This window comes from Sorangium sp. So ce281 (assembly GCF_051527395.1).
GTDB lineage: Bacteria > Myxococcota_A > Polyangia > Polyangiales > Polyangiaceae > Sorangium > Sorangium cellulosum_B.
In genome coordinates this window covers 11747591-11767818 of sequence record NZ_CP150322.1, presented here as the reverse complement: position 1 = coordinate 11767818, position 20228 = coordinate 11747591, and the positions used below count along the sequence as shown (strand labels likewise).

The 20228-nt window shown below is 72.9% G+C and carries 17 protein-coding genes; 7 read left to right on the top strand and 10 right to left on the bottom strand.

The window, feature by feature from the left end; genetic code table 11:
• Positions 1–20: 20 nt before the first annotated feature.
• Positions 21–1268 carry an MFS transporter gene (locus tag WMF27_RS45135; protein ID WP_437762686.1) on the bottom strand — a complete coding sequence of 416 codons (1248 nt, stop codon included), beginning with the start codon at positions 1266–1268 and terminating at the stop codon, positions 21–23.
• A 74-nt stretch (positions 1269–1342) separates the two neighbouring features.
• Here WMF27_RS45135 and WMF27_RS45130 point away from each other — a divergent pair, with 74 nt between their 5' ends.
• The 7 genes from WMF27_RS45130 to WMF27_RS45100 all read left to right on the top strand — a co-directional run bounded on the left by WMF27_RS45130 (position 1343) and on the right by WMF27_RS45100 (position 6780).
• Positions 1343–2293, top strand: a complete 951-nt coding sequence (locus WMF27_RS45130) for a LysR family transcriptional regulator (protein ID WP_437762687.1) — start codon at positions 1343–1345, stop codon at positions 2291–2293.
• 105 nt (positions 2294–2398) lie between these two features.
• Positions 2399–2737, top strand: a complete 339-nt coding sequence (locus WMF27_RS45125; RefSeq protein WP_437762688.1) for a hypothetical protein — start codon at positions 2399–2401, stop codon at positions 2735–2737.
• A 131-nt stretch (positions 2738–2868) separates the two neighbouring features.
• The gene (locus tag WMF27_RS45120) at positions 2869–3705 is read left to right on the top strand and encodes an N-acetyltransferase (RefSeq protein WP_437762689.1); all 837 of its coding nucleotides are present in this window, start codon (positions 2869–2871) and stop codon (positions 3703–3705) included.
• Between the two features lie 58 nt (positions 3706–3763).
• Positions 3764–4360 (top strand): DUF4291 domain-containing protein, encoded by a 597-nt coding sequence (locus WMF27_RS45115; RefSeq protein WP_437762690.1) that lies wholly within the window; start codon positions 3764–3766, stop codon positions 4358–4360.
• A gap of 108 nt (positions 4361–4468) precedes the next feature.
• Positions 4469–5026 carry an SMI1/KNR4 family protein gene (locus tag WMF27_RS45110; RefSeq protein ID WP_437762691.1) on the top strand — a complete coding sequence of 186 codons (558 nt, stop codon included), beginning with the start codon at positions 4469–4471 and terminating at the stop codon, positions 5024–5026.
• 118 nt (positions 5027–5144) lie between these two features.
• Positions 5145–5792 (top strand): aspartate/glutamate racemase family protein, encoded by a 648-nt coding sequence (locus WMF27_RS45105; RefSeq protein WP_437762692.1) that lies wholly within the window; start codon positions 5145–5147, stop codon positions 5790–5792.
• Between the two features lie 145 nt (positions 5793–5937).
• The gene (locus WMF27_RS45100; protein WP_437762693.1) at positions 5938–6780 is read left to right on the top strand and encodes an AraC family transcriptional regulator; all 843 of its coding nucleotides are present in this window, start codon (positions 5938–5940) and stop codon (positions 6778–6780) included.
• Between the two features lie 729 nt (positions 6781–7509).
• Here WMF27_RS45100 and WMF27_RS45095 read toward each other — a convergent pair.
• From WMF27_RS45095 to WMF27_RS45055, 9 genes are all read right to left on the bottom strand, one after another.
• A complete protein-coding gene (locus WMF27_RS45095) occupies positions 7510–8340 on the bottom strand; it encodes a DUF4328 domain-containing protein (RefSeq protein ID WP_437762694.1) in 831 nt (276 codons plus the stop codon).
• 126 nt (positions 8341–8466) lie between these two features.
• Complete coding sequence (locus WMF27_RS45090) at positions 8467–9477, bottom strand: UDP-glucuronic acid decarboxylase family protein (protein ID WP_437762695.1); 1011 nt, start codon at positions 9475–9477, stop codon at positions 8467–8469.
• A gap of 68 nt (positions 9478–9545) precedes the next feature.
• The gene (locus WMF27_RS45085) at positions 9546–10745 is read right to left on the bottom strand and encodes a CgeB family protein (protein WP_437762696.1); all 1200 of its coding nucleotides are present in this window, start codon (positions 10743–10745) and stop codon (positions 9546–9548) included.
• Complete coding sequence (locus tag WMF27_RS45080) at positions 10736–11926, bottom strand: glycosyltransferase family 4 protein (RefSeq protein WP_437762697.1); 1191 nt, start codon at positions 11924–11926, stop codon at positions 10736–10738. Before WMF27_RS45080 ends, WMF27_RS45085 begins: the two co-directional genes overlap by 10 nt.
• Positions 11913–13205 (bottom strand): TIGR04295 family B12-binding domain-containing radical SAM protein, encoded by a 1293-nt coding sequence (locus WMF27_RS45075; protein ID WP_437762698.1) that lies wholly within the window; start codon positions 13203–13205, stop codon positions 11913–11915. The genes WMF27_RS45080 and WMF27_RS45075 overlap by 14 nt, the downstream gene beginning before the upstream one ends.
• Entirely contained in the window at positions 13202–14290 is a 1089-nt protein-coding gene (locus tag WMF27_RS45070; RefSeq protein ID WP_437762699.1) for an SDR family NAD(P)-dependent oxidoreductase, read from the bottom strand. The genes WMF27_RS45075 and WMF27_RS45070 overlap by 4 nt, the downstream gene beginning before the upstream one ends.
• A 638-nt stretch (positions 14291–14928) precedes the next feature.
• Positions 14929–16305: a hypothetical protein gene (locus tag WMF27_RS45065; protein ID WP_437762700.1), complete on the bottom strand. Its 1377-nt coding sequence runs from the start codon at positions 16303–16305 to the stop codon at positions 14929–14931.
• Between the two features lie 309 nt (positions 16306–16614).
• The gene (locus WMF27_RS45060; RefSeq protein ID WP_437762701.1) at positions 16615–17715 is read right to left on the bottom strand and encodes a hypothetical protein; all 1101 of its coding nucleotides are present in this window, start codon (positions 17713–17715) and stop codon (positions 16615–16617) included.
• A gap of 43 nt (positions 17716–17758) precedes the next feature.
• Positions 17759–20104 (bottom strand): substrate-binding domain-containing protein, encoded by a 2346-nt coding sequence (locus WMF27_RS45055; protein WP_437762702.1) that lies wholly within the window; start codon positions 20102–20104, stop codon positions 17759–17761.
• Between the last annotated feature and the right edge of the window lie 124 nt (positions 20105–20228).

Below are 20228 nucleotides of genomic sequence, written 5' to 3'. Positions count from 1 at the left end.
ACGTCTGCTGTCGTGAGCCGTCACGCGCGCGGAGACGGGCGCGTCGCCGGCCAGAGTCGGACGAGGAGCGCGCTGGCCGCCGCCGACGAGGCGAGGGCCGTCACCGAAAGCCAGCCCCACCGGGCAAAGAGCACGCTGCCCAGCGCGGCGCCGGAGGCCATCCCGACGAACATGCCGACGACGAGCACGGCATTGACACGGCTGCGCGCGCCGGGCTCGATGCCATAAACGATGGTCTGATGCGCCACCAGCGCGGCCTGGATGCCGAGGTCGAAGGCGACGGCGCTTGCGCCGAGCAGCCACAGCCGTCCATGGGCCGACAGCATGGGCGACAGCGCCATGGCGGAGAAGGCCACGAACGAAAGGGCGGCGCCCATGCGCGTCACCCGTTCGGGCCCGCTGCGGTCAGCGATGCGGCCGGCCAGGGGCGCCGCCACCGCGCCGGCCGCCCCGGCCAGGCCGAAGGCGCCCGCCACCGCGCTGCCGAGGTGGAACGGCGCGCCGTGCAACATCACGGCGAGCGTGGACCAGAACGCGCTGAACCCCACCGACAGCAGCCCCTGGGCCAGCGTCGCGCGGCGCAGCGCGCCGTGGCGCTTCCACAGCGCGGCCAGGGAGCCGAGCAGCGCGGCGTAGCTCAGCTGCGTTGTCGGCGCGAAGCGCGGCAGGCTGCGCCACATCGCCGCGCCGAGCAGGGCGATGCTGGCCGCGGCGGCGACGAACACCGCGCGCCAGCCGAAATTCTCCGCCACGAAGCCGCTGATCACGCGCGACAGCAGGATGCCCAGCAAGAGGCCGGTCATCACGGTGCCGACCACCTTGCCCCGATGCGCCTCCGGGGCCAGCGTCGCGGCGGCGGGCACGATGTCCTGCGCCAGGGTCGCGGCCAGGCCGGTGACCAGGCTGGCGACCAGCAGCGTGCCGATCGCATGCGCGGCGCCGCCGAGCAGCAGCGCGGCCGCCAGCAGGGCAGCCTTGGCCAGGATGATGCGCCGCCGGTCGTAGCGGTCGCCGAGCGGCGCGAGCAGCAGGATGCCCAGCGCATAACCCAGCTGCGTGAGCGTGGGCACGAGGCCGAGCGCGCGGTCGGAGGCGCCGATCTCGGCCCCCAGCACGCCGAGCATGGGCTGGCTGTAGTAGATCGAGGCCACGGCCAGGCCCGCGCCGGTGGCCAGCAGCAGCACCAGGGCGGCGGGCAAGGGCGGCGCGGACGCGGCGGGCAGCGGCTGGGTGGCGGGGGGTGTATGCGTCAACGGAATGACCTGCATGGTACACCGAGGTTGCGAAGTATTGTTCCAGCGCTGTAGTGGCGTGGAGCGCACGACGGTTATACCTTCAGCGTATGACCAGGCCGGCACCCCCCTCGCCCTCGTCGCTGGGCGACATCGGCTTGCTGCAGACGTTCGTGAGGATCGTCGAGGCCGGCAGCCTGTCGGCCGCGGCCACCCTGCTGGGGACGACGCAGCCCACCGTGAGCCGGCGCTTGCAGGCGCTGGAGCGCTCGCTGGGCCTGCCGTTGCTGCAGCGCTCCACGCACACGATGAAGCTGACCGAGGACGGCGAGCGGTGCTTCGAGCGCGCCAAGGCGCTGCTGGCCAGCCTGGAGGCGTTCGCGTCGGACATGCGAGGCGACCGCGACCAGCCCGACGGGACGCTCCGCGTGGTCGTGCCGCATGCGTTCGGCCAGCACCAGCTGGTCAAGCCGCTGGCCAACTACCTGCGCCGCTACCCGCGCGTCTCGGTCGAGTGGCTGCTGCACGACGGGCAGCCGAGCTTCATCGCCGACGGCATCGATTGCGCGATCCTGGTCGGCGCGGTGGCCAATCCGGCCGTGGTGGCGATGCGCCTGACCGAGGTGCCGCGCATCGTGGCCGCCGCGCCCTCGGTGCTGGGCCGGGCCGCGCGGCCGGCTCATCCATCGGACCTGGCCGACATGCCCTGGCTGGCGTTGCGCACCTACTACCGCGACACGATCACGCTGACCCACGCGTCGGGCGGCGAGCGGGTCGAGCTCGCGATCCGCCCGCGCATGAGCACCGACAGCCTGGTTGCCCTGCGCAGCGCCGCGCTGATGGGGCTGGGCGTCTGCGTGGCCTCGTCCTGGCTTTTGACCGACGACCTGGCGCAGCGGCGGCTGCTGCACCTCGCGCCGTCGTGGCAGGCGGATCCGCTGCCGGTCCACCTGGTCTATCCCCATGCCCGCTTCTATCCGGCCCGGCTGCGTCGCTTCATCGAGGTGATGCGGGAGTCCGTGCCGGCGGTGGTCGACGGCGCGGCGGCGCGGCGCGGCTGAGCAGCCGCCGCACACGACCGAACCGCCCGGGCGGCTTCCAGAACGTGGGTACCTGAAGCGTGGTGGGTGATCTAGGATGTTCGGCGGCTCCGAGAGGTTCGCTCCATGTCCAAGCTTCGTCTGGTCGCGCATGTTGGTCCCCTGCGGGGTGAGCCTGGCACTCGCCACACCATGGACACGCTCGGAGGCGCAGGCCACCTCATGCCACCGGCTGAAGTCGTCTTGATGGAGGTCCTCGACGACGGACCAGCGCTCCTCTACCGCTTCACACGAGACGGCGTCTTCGCTGGCGACACATGGCACGAATGCCGCGAGAACGCTGAAGACCAGCTAGCGTTCGAGGCTGGTGATGCCGTCGGCGCCTGGACTGCTGTGCCTTTGGACGTGGAGGATGCCCAGGCCTACGCGGTCAACTGGGCACAGCGCACGCATCCAGAACGCTGACCGTACACCGCTGACGCGGAGCGCTCGATCGATGTCGTCGAGGTCCTGTGCGGGCGAGGCAGCACGATGCCGCCGACCCGTCGGGCCGTAGTGAGCGTCCACGCCGCCGTCTCCGGCGCTATCCTTGCCGCATGACGCCCCGACCCATCTTCGTCGATCAGGCCCTGTCCGCCCGGATCGAGGCCACCGAGGCCGCGAAAATCGAGGCGCTCGCGCGCGAGGTCGCCGCGCGGGTCCCGGCGCGGCGCGCCGCCGTCGCGACCATCGCCGGCGGTCGCGCCGCGTTCCTCGTCCCGCACGCCCGGCTCTCGCGCGCGGTCGGCCTCGGGATGAGCAGCCCGGTCGAGGCGCGCGACGTGGAGGCCCTCGAGGACTTCTTCGCCTCGCGCGGCACCGCGGCGCGCATCCTGGTCTCGCCCTTCGCCCACCCTTCGCTGCTCGCGCGGCTCGGGGAGCGCGGCTTCCGCCTGGACTCGCTCGACACCGTGCTCATGCGCCACCTCGCCCCCGCCATCGAGGTCCACGCGCCTGAGCCGGCCGCCCACGGCGTGGTCGTGCGGCGCGCCACGCGCGAGGACGCCTCGGCGTCGGTCGCGGCCTCGCTCTCCGCCTTCGCAACGCCGGGTGAGCCTCTGTCCGATCGGGCCGACATCTTCGAGGCGGGCTTCCACATGCCAGGGGCGGCGTACTTCCTGGCATCGTCAGCCGCCGGCCCCGTCACCGGCGTCGGCGCGGTCTACGTGCACGAGCGCGTCGCCCTTTTGTTCGCGGGCGGCACACTCGCGGCCCACCGCGGCCGGGGCGTGCAGCGCGCCCTCATCGACGCCCGCCTCCCGTACGCCCGCGACGCGGGGTGCGACCTCGCCTACTCGGTGGCCGAGGCAGGGAGCACCTCGCAGCGTAACCTGGAGCGCGCGGGCCTCGTGGCCATCTACTCGCAGGCGATGCTCATCAAGTCCTTCGCCTGAGCGCCGTCTTCGGGGGTAGCCTCCCATCAGATCCTACCGATCGCGAAGAGTGGATTGCATGACGAAGCTTCACGAGATCCGAGCGGACTACGACGCGGAGACCATCGTCATGTACCAGGCCTACGCGCCGGCCATCGCCGAGCCTGCGCTCGCTGCCCAGCGCTTCGTCGCCCCGTTCTCGTTCGGTCGCATGACATGGATCAAGCCGTCGTTTCTCTGGCTCATGCACCGCAGCAACTGGGGGCGCAAGGCCGGGCAGGAGCGGATCCTCGCCGTCCGCATCCGGCGGACGGGCTGGGAGCAGGCGCTCTCCCTCGCCGTCCTCACCTCGCCGGAAGCGACGGTGTTTCGCTCGCCGGACGAGTGGAGCAAGGCGTTTGCCGGAGCCAAGGTGCACGTTCAATGGGATACCGAGCGGAACCTGCGAGGCGGCCCGCTGCCTTGCTACAGCATCCAGGTCGGCGTCGGCCGCGATCTCATTCGCGAGTACGCGGAGAGCTGGGTCGTCGCCATCGAGGATCGAACTCCCCTGGTCAGGAAGATGTACCAGCAGATTCAGGCCGGCCACGCGGACAGCGCGGCGAAGTCGCTGCCTCGCGAGAGGCCCTACGCCGTTGACGAGAGGATTGCCAAGCGGCTGCTCATCGACCCATGACGAGGCACGCCGCCCGGCAAGGCAGCGCAGCCCACGCGCGCGGCCGAGCGAAGTAAACCCGCACACGCGCATCGACGAACTGGCTCATCGAGCGGACGGGAGAGGCGAATGGATTGGCGAGCGGAGCACCAGATCTTGATCGACGCGGGTGCCACGATTGCCCCCGGTCTGACGGAATCCGAGATCGACCGGGCCGAGTCCGTCATCGGCGCCAGGTTTCCGCTCGATCTGCGCTCCTTTCTCTCGGAGGGGCTCCCGGCCGGCGAGCGCTTCCCCGACTGGCGGGAGCCACACTCGACGGAGATTCGCCGGCGGCTCGACTGGCCCTTCGAAGGCATCGCGTTCGACATCGAGCACAACGTGTTCTGGTTGGACGCGTGGGGCGCTCGCCCTCCGGAGCTGCCAGAAGCGTTGCAGATCGCTCGGGCCGCAGTCGCGGAGGCGCCCCGCCTGATTCCCGTCGCGGGCCACCGCTATATTCCGGCGGAGCCGGCGCTCGCCGGAAACCCCGTCTTCTCGGTCTACCAGACCGACATCATTTGCTACGGCAGCGATCTCGCGACGTACCTGCGCCGCGAATTTCGCCGACCACCTCCCGTCGACGCCGTCAGCAGAGGCATTCGCAGGATCCGCTTCTGGAGCGACCTCGTAGATGCCAACGGATAGGGAGGGAGCCCTCAACGCCGGACGGCGTGATGTTCCGGCAGCGGATGGTATGGCTCTGCATCCACGAACATGGGTCCTTCGGGCGGGTGAGCCCTGGACCTTCCGGACACCGAGGAACATGCTCGCATTTCTTCATACGTCCCGCGTTCACGTCGAGGCGTTCAGCCGTCTCGTTCGGGACGCAGACGACGCGATTCCGGTCCGGCATGAGGTTCAGGAGAGCCTCCTTGCGGATGCGCTGGCGGCCGGCGCGATCACGGACGGCATTCGCTCGGCCACCGCCACGGTCGTCCAGGCGCTCGCGAACGAGGGCGCGAGAATCATCGTGTGCACCTGCTCGACCCTCGGCGGCGTCGCGGAGGCGGTCCCCGTCTCGGACTGTCTCGTGATGCGGATCGATCGCCCGATGGCCGAGCAAGCCGTCGCGAGTGGACGCCGTATCCTCGTCGTGGCCGCGCTCCGGAGCACCTTTCAGCCCACCGGGGAGTTGCTGCGCCAGATAGCCTCGGACGCGGGTCGCTCGATCGATGTCGTCGAGGTCCTGTGCGGGCGAGCATGGCGGCTCTTCGAGATGGGTGACTCTCCTGGCTATGCCGGCGAGATCGCCAGGACGATCGAGGCGACGGCGCTCCCCGGCGATGTGGTGCTCCTGGCTCAGGCGTCGATGGCCCCCGCGGCGGAGCTGGTCCGTCACCTCGGAATCCCCGTTCTGAGCAGCTCGAGATCAGGCGTGGAGACCGCCGTGTCGAGGTATCGATCGAGATAGCCGCACAGATCCGGCGTGCTCCGGCGCTGCGCCCAGCCGCGAGCCGCGGTCCTCCGTCGACTGAGGCCGAGACGCGCGCCGTCCTCGCGAGGGCGCGGGCTCCTTGCGCCGCCTCTGCCCGGTGCGATTGAATTCGCGGAGAGCCATGAGCGACATCTCCGTGAAGGTCTTCCAGGCCGTCGTCGCCGGCGCGGCGGCCGACGGCGTGGCGCCCACGGAGCTGCTCGCCGCCGCCGGGGTCGATCCGGGGAACCTCGCCGATCCGGACATGCGCTTTCCGCGGGCGATCGAGGCCCGGCTCTGGAGCGAAGCCGCCCGGCTCACCCGCGACGACAGCTTCGGCGTGCGCCTCGCAGAGAGGCTGCCGGTGGGCAGCCTCGGAGCGCTCGGGTTCGCGGTGCGGAGCGGCGCCACCGTCGGGGAAGCCTACGCGCGCGCGGCTCGCTACCTCCGCGTCGTGGCCATCGGCCCCTCCCTCGAAATCCAGATCGACGGCGATGTCGCCCGCCTCCGCCACGAGCCGCCCCGCAGCAGCCCGGCGCCTTCACGCCATGCCGTCGAGTTCTTCCTGGGCAACCTCGTCGTCCTCGCGAGGGTGCCACGGCAGGAGCCGGTGTCCCGACGTTTCATCCATGACCATGACGGTCATCGGCGAGGTGGCCGCCGCGATCATCCCACGCACGAACGCTCGTCGATGCAACTCACGTGTCATGTCCTGCCTCCTTCGGACGGGAGCTCCGTCGTTCATGAGGCGTTTATTAAGACGCGAGCGCGCCCCCGCATTGGCCGAGCGCGACGAAAGCATTGGCCTACCGCGCCAGCGGGCGGCGTCGCGTGGGCGCGTCGTGCTCTCTCGAACGGGCAAATCGGATGGATAGATGATCGCCGACGGCCAGCGCCGGACAGCTCCAGCGCAGGCATTCGTCCGTGCGGTAGTCTCGGCCACCGACCGAGAACCAGAAATGGCTGGGAACGCCGCTTCCCGTAGGTCCGGCCCAGGTGATCAAGGACATCACATGACCACGGCGCGGCACCCCCGCGACACAGACGCGCCGCGAGTTCAGCTCGACGAGGACGGCGCGTTCTGCGCGCGCGCCAGGCGGACGAAGAGCGCGGCGCGCCATCGCGGTCGCGGTCCTCGAGAGAAGGTCCCGGGCGCTCCGGGAGATGGTCGCGAGTTGCCCTCGTGGATCGCGGATCATCGGCCCGGCGAAGGCGCCCAGCGCGGTACGGACCTGGCGGAGCAGCGTGTCGCGATACGACTCGGCGCCCGGCATGCGTTTCAAGGGGGGGTCGACCGTGTCGACATCGAGGACCTCGATCCCGATCTCGTCCCCGACCCTGAGCGCGCGGGAAGGCCACAGAAAAAACTCTCGCGGCTCAGATGCCATCCCGCAGATCCTCACGTCGCCGTCCCCGAGCAGCGCCTCCGGAGAGCCGGCGACCCGCGTGACCATGATCGTCAGAACGCCGGTCGGGCCGACGCCCGCGGTGCAGACCTTCGCTCCATTGACCGAGACACGGAATGCGATCATGGCTCCCCCGCGCGCACGCTTTGTTCACTGTATATCCCAACCCGTCAGCGAGCGCCGCAGCGTCGCTCCCGGTGGCCTCCTGGCGCTTGCGGCTGAACCCCGGTACGCTGGTGAAGACCGATGGACAGGATCGGCGTCGCCCGGTTTGCGCCGAGAGAGATCTCGGCCGGGAGGCGCGACCCCTATTCGGGATCGTCGAAGTCGGCGATCTTCGCCATGTCCCGCCGCAGCTGGAGATCGCGCTCCACGAGGAGCTGGTCGAGCTCCTCTTCGGAAGCGTACGCCAGCCGTCGATGGCGCTCCGCGACCCGGCTGTCGATCGCCCGGATCATCCGCACCGCGAGCCACGCAGCAGCGATCGACGCCGCGTCGGACGCAATGAACGCAACCCGGCACCGGATGAACTCCGCCACGGTCAGATCCGGCATGGAAGAGGCCAGCCACCCGAGGCCGCGGCTCGCGACATAACACCCCCACCACGCGCCGAGCGCGGCATGGTGCACCGCGCCCGCCCGCGGGGCGTGCGCCATCTCGACGCGCCGGTAACCACCCCCGCCGTCCAGGAGAGGGCGCGGCGCAGGCTCGGGCACGGCCTCCGGGGCAAGGCCGTCGTGGAGATCGCGCAGCACCCTGTACGGCTGCACCAGGTTCACGACGGGAATGAAGAATCCCAGGACCGCCTCGGACGGCGTCCAGGAAAACCCTCGCACGAGATCCAGCACGCCCGCCAGCGCGACCGCCCGGGCGAGCCAGCGCAGGAACACCACGCCAGCAACGAGCCCGAGCCCCAGCTCGAGCAACCCCCCGACCTCACGGAGCGTGTTGGCAAGCCGCCACGTCGATGGCGAGACGTCCGTCGAGCCGAGCAACACAATGTGCCAGGCGCCGGTCAGCGCCGTGAGCGCCGCCACCGCCCCCATCGCGATCAGCCCGGCAATCGCCACGCGAGCGCGCCGGCGCACGACGCGCACGTCGCGGCGCCACCCCTCCCGCGCTTCCGCCCAACCGCTCACGACGAGCGAGGCTATCAGCGTAACACGCCGCATCGCAAGCGACGTGGCCGAGGAGCCCACGTGGCAATCGTGCGCTTCGAGGCGCCCGCTCCGCCCCCGACAGCGCGATCGCAGGGCGGCAATGCGTCAGCTCGCCATCGCCGGCTCCGCCCGGCGCGCGCATTCGTCGAGCCCCGCCAGCGCGCGCCGGAAGCTCTGGATCGTCGCATAGAGCCCCTGCCGGAGCGGCACCCGCGGCTCGAACCCCAGCGCCCGCCGCGCCAGGTCGATCGCCGGGCGCCGCCGCATCGGATCGCCCTCCGGCAGCGGGCGGTACGCGATCCGGCTCGCGCTCCCCGTGAGCCGCACGATCTCCTGCGCCAGATCGAGCACCGTCACCTCCACCGGATTCCCCAGGTTGACGGGCCCCACCTCCGACGGGTGCTCCATCAGCCGCAAACACCCCTCCACCAGGTCGTCGACGTGACAGAAGCTCCGCGCCTGCGACCCATTCCCGTGGACCGTCAGCTCCTCTCCCCGGAGCGCCTGGGCGATGAAATTGCTCACCGCACGCCCGTCGTCGATCGCCATCCGCGGCCCGTACGTGTCGAAGATCCGCGCGATCCGCCCCGACGCCCGCCCCTGACGGTGAAAGGCCATCACCAGCGACTCCGCGCAGCGCTTGCCCTCGTCGTAACAGGCGCGCACCCCGACCGGGTCCACCCGCCCGAGGTAGCCCTCCGGCTGCGGGTCGACCTCGGGATCGCCATACACGTCGCTCGACGACGCCAGCAAGAGCCGCGCGCCGTGCCGCTCGGCGCACAGGAGCGCGTGCAGCGTGCCCATCACGTTCGTGATGGTGGAGCGCACCGGATCGCCCCGCCAGCGCGCAGGGCTCGCCGGCGACGCCAGGTGGTAAACCCTGTCGACCTCGTAATCGAACGGCAGGGCCACGTCGTGCTCGACCAGCCAGAAGCGGCTGCTGCGCATCAGGTGAGCCACGTTGGCCGGCGAGCCCGTCGAGAAATCGTCGAGCGCAATGACCTCGTGGCCGTCCGCGAGGAGCCGCTCGCACAGGTGCGAGCCGATGAAGCCGGCGCCCCCCGCCACCAGGACGCGCATGCCGCTCCCCACCGTCCTACCGTTCGCGTCACCCATCGGAACACCTCCGTCGTCGCAACACCGCCCCTCGTGAACCGCCGAGACCCCCCGCGCCGCGCAGCACCTCACGCGAGCGGGCTCCGGTAGCGGCCCGGGTCGCAGCGGCGAACGCCGGACGCAGGGCCGCTCCGCTCCACGTCGTCCTCCGCCGCCTCGCCGAGCCGGTAGCACGGCCGCAAGAGCAGCTCGTCGATCAGGTCGAGGAGCGTGTCCACGCGGTGCGCGCACGTGTGGCGCGCGAGCACCGTCCGGCGCCCGTGCTCGGCGACGCCGCGCGCGAACTCCGGGTCCGCGAGCAGCGCGCGGAGGTGCTCCGTCATCTCCGCGCCCGTGCGCGCGACGAGGTAGTCCCGGCCAGGCGAGAAGAGGCGCTCGACGTCGGTCCACGGCGCGCTCACGAGCGGGATCCCGCACGCCAGCGCCTCGAACGGCCGGATCGTGGGGATGCCGGGGAGCCACGCGGCATACGGCCGCCGCGGGACGTGCACCGTGATCCTGGCGCGCGCATAGGCGTCCGGGACGCGGTGGTTGGGGAGCCAGCCGGCGTACTCGATGCCGGCGTCCGCGAGCGCCGAGAGCGCGCGATCGGGGTAACGCACGCCGTGGACCCGCGCGCGGAGCCCGAGCGCCCTCACGGGCTCGACGAGGAACTCGTGGAGCTCCGCCGTCCGCTCGCCGTCCCCCCAGTTGCCGATCCACACGAGATCACGCTCCTTCTCGACCTCGGGCAGCGGCCGGAACAGGCGCGCGTCCGCGGCCTCGTGCCACACCACCGCGCGCCGCGCGACGCCGCGGCTCAGGTAGAGATCGCAAACGCTCTTTCCAAAGCCGAGCACGCAGTCGTACCCCGAGAGATCGCGCCGCACGATCGCGGCCGGATCGGTGATGAGCCCGTGGTGCGTGTCGTGGAAGAAGAGGCGATAACGATCCGCGCGCGCGCGGTGCTCGCCGAGCCGCCGCACGAGCTCCGGGTCGCTCCGCTCGTGGACGAGCACGACGTCGACCCCCGCGAGCGCGGCGTCGAGGTCCAGCGTGGAGAGCGCGTAACGGCGCGGGCGGAGGCGCGGATAGACGGCGGCGGCCTCGCGCAGCGCGTCCGGGCCGTACGCGGCGACGAGGCCCAGGGCGCTCCAGGCGTCCTCGGGCTCGAAGGCGAGCACGTCGTGGCCGCGCGCGTCGAGCTCGGCCGCGATCCCGCGGAGGAAGTGCGCGTCCGCGTGATCCCAGTCGGAGAGCAAGGAGTGGCAGAAGAGGGCTATTCGCATGGTGTCCCGCAGGGTGAAGGCGACGACGGAGGGCAGACCCGCCGGGGGGCCGGCGGGCGGGCGGCGAGCGCGAGGGCGTAGACGTCGAGGTAGCGGCGGGCCATGGCGCGCGGGCTGAAGCGCACCGCGCGACGGCGGGCGAGCGCGCCGAGCGCCTCGCGGCGCGCGACGTCCCGGATGAGGTGGTCGAGCGCGGCGTGGAGCGCGCGCGGATCGTCCGCGGGGACGTAGAGGGCGGCGTCGCGCCAGACCTCGCGCAGGCTCGGCAGATCGCCGAGCACGAGCGCGCAGCCGGAGAGGGCGGCCTCCAGGGTGGCCATGCCGAACGGCGCGTACCGCGCGGGGGAGGCGTAGATCGCGGCGCGCGACATCCACCACGTGAGCTCCGGCTCCTCGACCCACCCGAGCGAGCAGAGGCTCTCCCCGGCGCGGCGGCCGACGCCGCCCGCCGCGACGTCGCTCCCGGCCACGAGCACGGGCCACGCGAGGCGGGGCGCGACCTTCTCGAGGGCCGCGAGGTTCTTGGCCTCGTCCCAGAGCCGGCCGGCCGCGAAGACGAACGGCTCCTTCGGCGCCGGCGCGAACCGCCTGCGGTCCCGCGCGTGCGGGATGACATGGCCGCGGCCCAGGCCGAGCGCGCCATACTCGCCCGCGAGGGCGCTCAGCATCGCCGCGCTCGGCGCGACCACCGCGTCCGCGGCCCGGAGCCCCTCGGCGACCCGCGCGCGGTAGCGCTCGTAGCGGACCGGCGCGGGCCGGCGGTGCACCGCGCGCCACCACGACAGCACGCAGGAGTGCGCCACGACGATGCGGGGCGCCCGGAACGGCAGGGCCGCGTGGCAGTAGGCGTTCAGGTGGACGAGGTCCGGCCGCACCCGCTCCTCGAGGTCGAGCAGCCAGTCGCCGGCGGCCGCGACGTCGTCCCACGGGTCATCCATCCACTCGAGCCGGTAGGCGCTCTCCACGAGCTCGAGGCCCGGTATCGCGGCGGCCGCCGCGCGCGCCGCGGGCGACAGGGGCCCGCCCATGATCGCGAGCGCCGTGGCCACGCCGGCGCGGGAGAGCGCGCCCGCGAGCTCGAGCGCGACCGTCCACACGCCGCCCTGCGTGTCGGCCGTCATCAGCACCCGGCCGGGCCGCGGCGCCGCGGCGCCCGGGGATCGGCGGTCAACGCGCGCCATGCTCGAGCTCCGTGAGCGGCAGCGGCCGGCTGTCCGGCAGATCCCCGAACGTCCGGTGCTCGGCGATGTAATGGGCGTGCGCCCGCTCCCAGGCGCCGTCGTCCGGCGCCCCCCACCGCCGGGTGTACGCGGGCGAGCCAGGGTACGGGAACGCCGGGACAGGCTCGTTGGCCCACACGCCGAGCCCGAGGAGGCGCTGCCGCCACGACGCCGCCTCGGCCGGATCGCCGGGGCCCGCGTCGCTCAGGTTGGCCTGCACGAAGGGCACGCTGCGCCGGGCGTGGACGAGCAGCGCGGTGAGCTCCTCGGTCGAGGCGCTGCACCGCCTGGCGAGCGCGTCCATCCCCTCGATCGACGGGCGCTCGACGCTGGCCTCGATCGAGACGCAGCCCGCGCGGCCGAGGAGATCGAGCATCTCGCGCGACCAGCTGTCGATCCTGAGCTGGACGCCGAACACCACGTCCCGCGCCCAGAGCTCCTCGAGCAGGGCCCGGTCGGGCAGGAAGCGCTCGTCGATGAAATAGACGTGGCGCACGCCCTCGGCGAGGAGCGCGTCGAGCTCGTCGAGCACCGTCGCGAGCGGGCGCTTCCGGAGCCTGTCGCGCGCGCCGTCCCTGGCGCAGGTGGCGCAGCGGCAGGGGCTGCCGCGCGAGGTCTCCATCTCGGCGCTCGGCCCCTCGGGCACGGCGTCGAAGCGGTGGTGGTGGTGGACGTGCCGCGCGATCGTCGCGCCGTCCCACCGCAGGGCCGGCAGCGTCCTCAGGCACGCGGCGTAAGGGCCTCCTTGCACGTGGTCGATGCCGTTCCTGCGGTAGGCGATCGACGGGATCTGCCAGAAGCGCGACTCGGTCGCGCCGGCGAGCATGACGAGGATCTCCTCGCACTCGCCGAGGACGACGACGTCCACGCCGAGCTTGCGGAGCGCCGCGCGCGGGGTCGCGGAGCCGTGAGGCCCGACGGCGACGAGGAGGCCGCCGTGGCCCCGCAGCGCGGCGACCGCCGCCATGGGCACGCGCAGCTCGGGCGGGGGGCTGCGCCAGGCGAGGTAGCTCGGCGCCGTGGCGATCACCGTCATGGCCGGGCGGAGCGCCGCGACCTCGTCGCGCAGCGCGATGAGGTCGATCCCGCGCGCCTGGGCGTCGATGAGGGCGGCCTCGTGGCCCGCGCGCTCGAGCAGCGCCCTGGCGTACCCGAGCTCGATCGGCAGGTGCGGCTCGCGGCAGCCGAGGTAGACGCTGCCGTGGAAGGTCCAGGGCGGGTTGACCAGCGCGACCTTCACGAGGCGGCCTCCAGCCGGTCCATCCGGACCGACGAGGGGATGTCGGCGTAGACGGCCCCGAGGCGCGCCTCGACGCCGAGGCGCCATTGATAGAGCGCGCGCAGCCCGTCGCGCAGGGCGACCCGCGGCGCCCAGCCGGTGAGCGCCTGGAATGCGCGGCAATCGGAGACGTAGTACCGCGGATCGCCCCGCCGCCACGCGGCGAGCGAGACGACCGGGCGGCGCCCGTCGAGCTCCTCGAGCAGATCGAGCAGCTCGACGAGGCTCACCGCCGTGCCCGGGCCGCCCCCGATGTTGAAGGCGCGGCCCGAGGCGGGCTTGAGCGCGCGCCGCGCGCGCAGGAGGGCGTCGACGAGGTCCTCGATGAACAGCGCGTCGCGGACCTGCAGCCCGTCGCCGTAGAGGGTGATCGGGTCGCGGCGGATGGCGCGCGCGACGAAGTGGGCGATCCACCCCTGGTCCTCGTTGCCGAACTGCGGGGGGCCGTAGACGCAGCCCACCCGGAGCACCACGGCGTGGAGGCCGAAGGTGCGGGCGTAATCGAGGACGTACTGGTCGGCGGCGCCCCGCGAGCACCCGTAGGGGCCCCGGAGATCGAGCGGCTGACGCTCGGAGATGCCGTGCTCGCGCGCGCTCTCGCACAGGGGTCGATACCGCTCCTCGCCGCGCTCGATCGGCAGATCGGGCAGCGCGCCATAGACCTTGCTGGTGGAGGCGAAGAGGAGCGGCGGAGGGCGGTCGAGCCTCCGGAGCGCCTCGAGCACGTTCAGCGTGCCGCGCGCGTTCACCTCGAAGTCGAGCGCCGGGTCGGCGACGCTCCTCGCGATGGCGACCTGCGCGGCGAGGTGGAAGACGAACGAGGCGCGCCGCACGGCGTCGCTCACGGCCTGCTCGTCCCGGACGTCGCACACCCGGACCTCCACGCCGGCGCCGTGACGCCCCTTGAGGCGCTCGACGTTGCGCTCGACGAACCCGCGCGAGAGGTTGTCGAGGACGAGGACCGGCTCCCCCTTTCGGAGCAGCTCGTCGGCCAGGTGAGAGCCAATGAACCCGGCTCCCCCCGTGATCAGGACATGGTCAGGCATAGGATGCTCCGTTCCGGTCTGGACGAGCAGCGGGCGAGCGGGTGATGAGAGAGAGCGCCTCGCGAGCGGAGGGCGCACGACGGCGCAGCGCGGCAGGCAGACCGAACGCCCGCCCGCCGCGCGATGTCCCCCCGGCTCCGCGCCTCGCTGCGCGGGAGTCCCAGAGGAGACACCGATTAACATGCGATCTGGAGAACCGCAATCGATCGAAGGAGCTTTGTTTGACGATCGCTACGGCGCCTTCCGCGCCTCCTGGAGAGGGTACGGCGCCGCCGGATGGCGGCGGAGACTCGATGTGTCGCAAAGGAGGTTTGTGGCGAGGAGCGCCGCGCGGACAGGCGATGAGAGCGGCCGGGGACGGGGGGGAGAAGGGAGGGGCGCGCTCGGCGCGGGGCGGAAACGGAGGCGGAGACGGAGGTCTGGAGCTCCTCCTCGAATTTTTCGGAGAAATTCACAGGGAGGCGGGGAGACGGGGAGTAAAATCCCACCAATCTCACCGTCCCCCGCCGCCCGGCTCAATTTCCCGCCCCAATGAGGGGATCTGTCAGGCGGAAGAGGCGAGGCGGCGCGACGATGGCGCGCGGGAGGGGCTCGGCTTGCAGGGACGAGGGCGGCGCGGGAGCGAGCCCTGGGGAGGCTCAGCTCGCGGTGGGCTGGCCCGTCAGACGCAGGTAGATGAACGCAAGCCCGATGGCGGCGACCGGCGCGGCCACGAGCGTGCCGAGGCAGCAGGCGAGCACGCCCGCCAGCACGAGCGCGCAGGCGAGCAGGGCATAGACGAGGATGCCCCCCTTGTGGCCGGTCGTGATTCGCCAGCTCTCCTTCATGGCGTCGATGGCGCCCAGGTTCTTATCGACGATGCACAGCGTCGTCATGCTCAGGCCGAGCGCGACGATGACGCCGGGGACGATCAAGAGGAGCATGCCGGCGCCGACAGCGAGACCGGTCAGGAGCTGGGCGCCCAGGATGGACAGGAACCACCGCCCGCCGCCAAGGACGTCGCTGAACGAGTACGGCTCGCCGCGCGCGACCTTCAGCAGCAGGTTGTTCATGCCTCCGGCGAAGTAGGCGCCGACCACGAGCGCGACGGCCTGCATCAGGAACTGGATGGCCGCCCCCGCGGAGGGCGCGTCCTTCGCGAGCGCCGCCTGGATGCCTCCGCCGATGCCGTTGGGGACGCTCGACGCGAGCCCGACGACGACCATGGCGCCGATGAGGACAGCCGGGTCGCGCTTCAGGCGCTCCCAGCCGAAGGACGCCGCATCTCCCGCTCCCCACGGCGCCGCGACGCCCGTGCCCGGGGGTGAGCCGTAGCCCCCGCCGCCGCCCGGGGGCTGGTAGGGGTTGGCCCCACCCCAGCCGGCGCCGCCACCCGGAGGCGGGCCGTAGCCACCGCCGCCCGGAGGCGGGCCCCAGCCGCCGCCGCCGCCCGGGGGCGGGCCGTAGCCGCCGCCGCCTCCCGGAGGCTGGCCCCAGCCACCACCGCCCGGCGGCTGCCCCGGCGGCTGGCCGTAACCGCCGCCCGGAGGCTGCCCCGGCGGCTGGCCGTAGCTGCCGCCCGGCGGCTGCCCCGGAGGCTGGCCGTAGCCGCCGCCCGGAGGCTGCCCCGGCGGCTGGCCATAGCTGCCGCCCGGCGGCTGCCCCGGAGGCTGGCCGTAACCGCCGCCCGGAGGCTGGCCCGGCGGCTGGCCGTAACCACCGCCCGGAGGCTGGCCGTAACCGCCGCCCGGAGGCTGGCCGTAGCTGCCGCCCGGAGGCTGGCCGTAGCTGCCGCCCGGAGGCTGGCCCGGCGGCTGGCCGTAACCACCGCCCGGAGGCTGGCCGTAGCTGCCGCCCGGCGGCTGTCCCGGAGGCTGGCCGTAACCACCGCCCGGAGGCTGACCGGGGCCAGCGCCCCCGGGTGGCTGTCCGTAGCCACCCCCCGGCGGCGGGCCGTAGCCGCCGCCCGGCGGTTGCCCGTAACCACCACCGCCCTGACCGCCCCCTGATCCCCCGCCCCAGCCACCTTGGCTCATCTTGTCTCCACTGGGTGTGAATACCGACTACCCCCAACCAACTACCCCCCACTATACGTGGCGGGCGCCGGCGCGGAACAACTAACTTCCGGCGCGCGGCGCCCCCGTACGCGCCCGCACCGCGCCGCCGCGCGCCACGCGCCACGCGACACGCGCCACGCGCCACACAGAAGAGCGACGGCCGAACGCCGCGCGGGCTCCGCGATTGCGGACAGCGCAGCAATCGCGGAGTCCGCGCGGAATGCGGCGATCGACAGCGATTGATCGCTCGACGTCCATTGCTGGACGCGGGCGCGAAATGCGCGCAGATCACCTCGGCGGCGGGCCGCTCAGGCACAGGCCGGCGATGCTGCTCGTGAACGACGTCCCCTCCTCGCGCCGGACCTCGACGGAGTTGCCCGTGAGCGGCGACGAGAACACCCCCTGAACGACGCCTGCCCCCTGCTTCGCCGTCACGGAGCGGCCGACGAGGGACGCGGGCGACACGGCCTCGATCGGCGCTCCCGGCGCGATCGCCTGCTCCTCGGGCAGCTCCGCGCGCCGGAACCCGCCGAACCGCACCGCCGTGCCGCCGCCCTTTCCCGGCATGATCTTTCCGATGCACTGCCCGAGCGGCGTGCCGACGACCGCGTACGTCACGGCGGCGTCCACCGGCGACCGCCTCGATTCGCCCACCAGGGTGACGGCGACGGCGAGGACGAACGAGGCGACCGGGACCGCGAGCGCGGTCGCCACGACGACCGCGGCGGCGCCGGACGTCGCCCGGCCGAACGAGGCGAGCTCGGCGCTCACGGCCTGCTCGAACGACCGCAGGATCACGACCTGGCGCGCGCGCACCCGCTCGAGGACGGGCGCTGCGACCAGGTTGTCGGCGGCGCAGAAGCCGCACCGCGCGATCGCGCCGTCACCCGCGCCGAGCGGCGCGCCGCACACGTGGCACGCCGCCGGCTCGCCCGGGGCCGCCGGCGGGCGCGCGGCGCACGCCTCCTCGAGCCGCCGCTGCCTGCTGCGCATGACCGCGAGCACGGCCGCGCCCGTCCCGACGGTGCCGAGCCACGCCGCCACCACCATGCCGCCGGTGATCACGTTCCCCTCGGTGTCGGGGCTGACCCAGACCCCCAGCACGATGAGCGCGCCGAGCAGGGTGATCGGCACCGACGCGAGCGCGAACACGACAAGCAGCCGCGCGTGCCGCCGGGACGCCGTGACCAGCCTCCGCCGCAGCGCCTCCGAGAGCTGGCGGCGGCGCACGTCGGTCTGGAAGACCACGTGCGCCGCGGCGCGCAGGCCCTGCGCCGCCTCCCCGGGCAGCGGGCCGCGGTAGTGGCACGCCGCGCAGGCCATCCGATCCGGGCTGGCGAGGGACACAGGCGCGGGTCGCCCGCAGCGCGGGCAATGCACGGCGAGCATGGACCGATTCTACGCCAGCCGCGTCTCGGCAGGTCAAGGCGGCTCACCGCGCCCCACGCCTCGCCTTGCGCGCGCGCCGCCCCGCCGGCGCGAGCTCGCGGAGCGCCGCCGACAGCGAGGAGAACGTGCTCAGGACGCCGAGGTCGACGCCGACGAGGCTCATCGCGATCTCCGGGCGCACGCCGACCAGATAGACCCGCGCCCCGAGCAGCGCCGACGCGCGGCTGGTCATGCCCACCGTGTCGGCGACCCGGGCGTCCACGAACGGCACGCCCGTGAGATCGAGCAGCACGGAAGAGGCCCTGTGCCGGCTCACCCCCTCGGACACCTTCTCGAGCACCTGCCTGGCGCGGCCGCCGTCGATCATCCCGATCAGCGGCACGAGCAGCACGCCGGGCAGGAGCGGGATGAGCGGACAGCCCAGCTCGCGCACCGTCTCCGAGAGCGCGCGCTCGATCTCGTACGCCTTCTGCAGGTCGGCGTGCTGCGACGACAGCGACTCCACCAGCGCGTCGCGCTCCAGGGCCGCGCCGAGCAGCGTCCCCCAGATCGCGACCGTCCCCTCGTCTCCGGCCATGGCGACGAGGGTCGGGCCGACGAGCACCAGGATCCCCCAGTCGCGCCGGGCAGAGCGTATCGGCAAGAGCAGCACCATGTGGGTGCCGTCCTCGGCCGACGGCGGCAGCATCTCCGCCGGCGGAAACGCCTCCGGCCGACAGCGGCGGCCGATCGGCGGCGTCGGGCTGCCGTCGCGGCTGTAGGCGCCGGCGACGACGAGGCGGGAGCGCGCCTGCGGGTCATCCCACAGCGCGAGGCAGCCCCAGATCACCGTGGTCGTCTCGAGCCACGAGAGCGACCGCGTCGCCTGCTGGGTGCCGCCGAGCAGGGCGAAGCTCACATCGTAATTCGTCCTCGCGAGCACCCCGAGCTGGCGGACATACTGACTCTCGGCCTCGAGCCGGGCCCGCGTGATCGTGAGGCGCACGAGCTCCAGGAACGCTTCCACCCGCCGCCTGGCCGCGTCGTCCAGGGACGCGCCGCGCCGCTCGTGAAACTGGCCCAGCAGGCGGATCGCCGCCAGCAACGTCCCCACATCCATCGTGATGTCGACCGCCTGCCGGCAGGCGCCCCCGAGCTCGGCCGCCGAAGGCGGCGCGGTGCCCCGAAGCGCCGCGAAATAGCCGTCGATCAACGACGTGACCGCCGGCCATACCTCGGTCGGCGGGAGGTCGGGCGGGAGCGGCTGGGGCAGGAGCAGGAGCTCGACCAGCTGCCGGGCCAGGACGCCGGCGGCGTCCTCGTCGGGCACCGTGTCCTCCTTGTCGAGGAACTCCTGGACCGTGTTGCACCCGCACGAGCTCCGCACGGCGAGCGCGTTGGCCGTGCGCACGCCCTCGGCCGGGAAGGCCTCGCCGGCGATCATCGACGCGAGGAGATCGCACGCGGCGCTCCCCATCATCTCGAACCGCTGGCGCACCGTGGTCAGCGGCGGATCGGCGCTCTCCGCGTCCGCGATGTCGTCGAAGCCGATGATGGCGAGATCCTCGGGGATGCGGACGCCCGCCGCCCTCAGCGGGGGCATCATCCCGAGCGCGTTCTTGTCGGTCGCGAAGACCGCCGCCGTGCACCCAGGCAGCCGCGCGAGGAGCGCCGGCGCGGCGCCCTGGCCGCCGGTGTACCAGTTGTTGCCGCTCCGGATGACCAGATCGGGGTCGAAGGCGATGCCCGCCTCGGCGAGCGTGTCCTTGTAGGACGCGAAGCGCTCGCGCACGTCGTACGCGTCGAAGTGGCCGACGAACGCGATGCGCCGGTGCCCGTGCTCGATCAGGTGGCGCACCGCGCTCCGCATCCCGCCGTGGTTGTCCGGGATCACGGCTGGACAGGCGACGTCGGCGGCGCGCGTGCCGACGGTGATGAACGGGGCCCGGCCGCGCGCGAGCGCCTCGATGCCGTGCAGCTCGATCAGGACGATCCACCCATCCACCTGCTCCCCGGCGAGCGACGGCGCGTGGACCTCGAACGGCGTACCGCGCAGCACCAGCGTGCGAAACCCGCGCTGCTGGGCCGAGTCATGGATGCCGAGCAGGACAGGGTTCCAGAACGAGCCGTCGAGAAAGGGGGAGATCACCCCGAGGGTGCGAAAGCGGGCCGCGGCGCCGGCGGCCGGGACATGGAGCGGCGGGGCGTCGGCGCAGCGCGCCGGAGGGAGAGAGGAGCGGCGCGCCGGAGGGAGAGAGGAGCGGCGCGCCGGAGGGAGAGAGGAGCGGCGCGTCGGAGGGAAAGAAGAGCCGGTGCCGCGCCCCGGGCCCGCCTCCTGCCCCGGTGCGCCGGAAAGCTCGCCCCACTGCTCCGGCACCACGATGCCGCTGTCCCGGCGCCCCTGACCCATCCTCGCGCTCCCTCCCGCCCTGCTCGCCCACGTCCGGCCGAGCCTCTCCACTTCCGTGGCCAGCGCCATCCTTAATCGATTTCGGGCGGGAGGTGAGGAAAGTAACAATGCCCTGGCGCGCCCA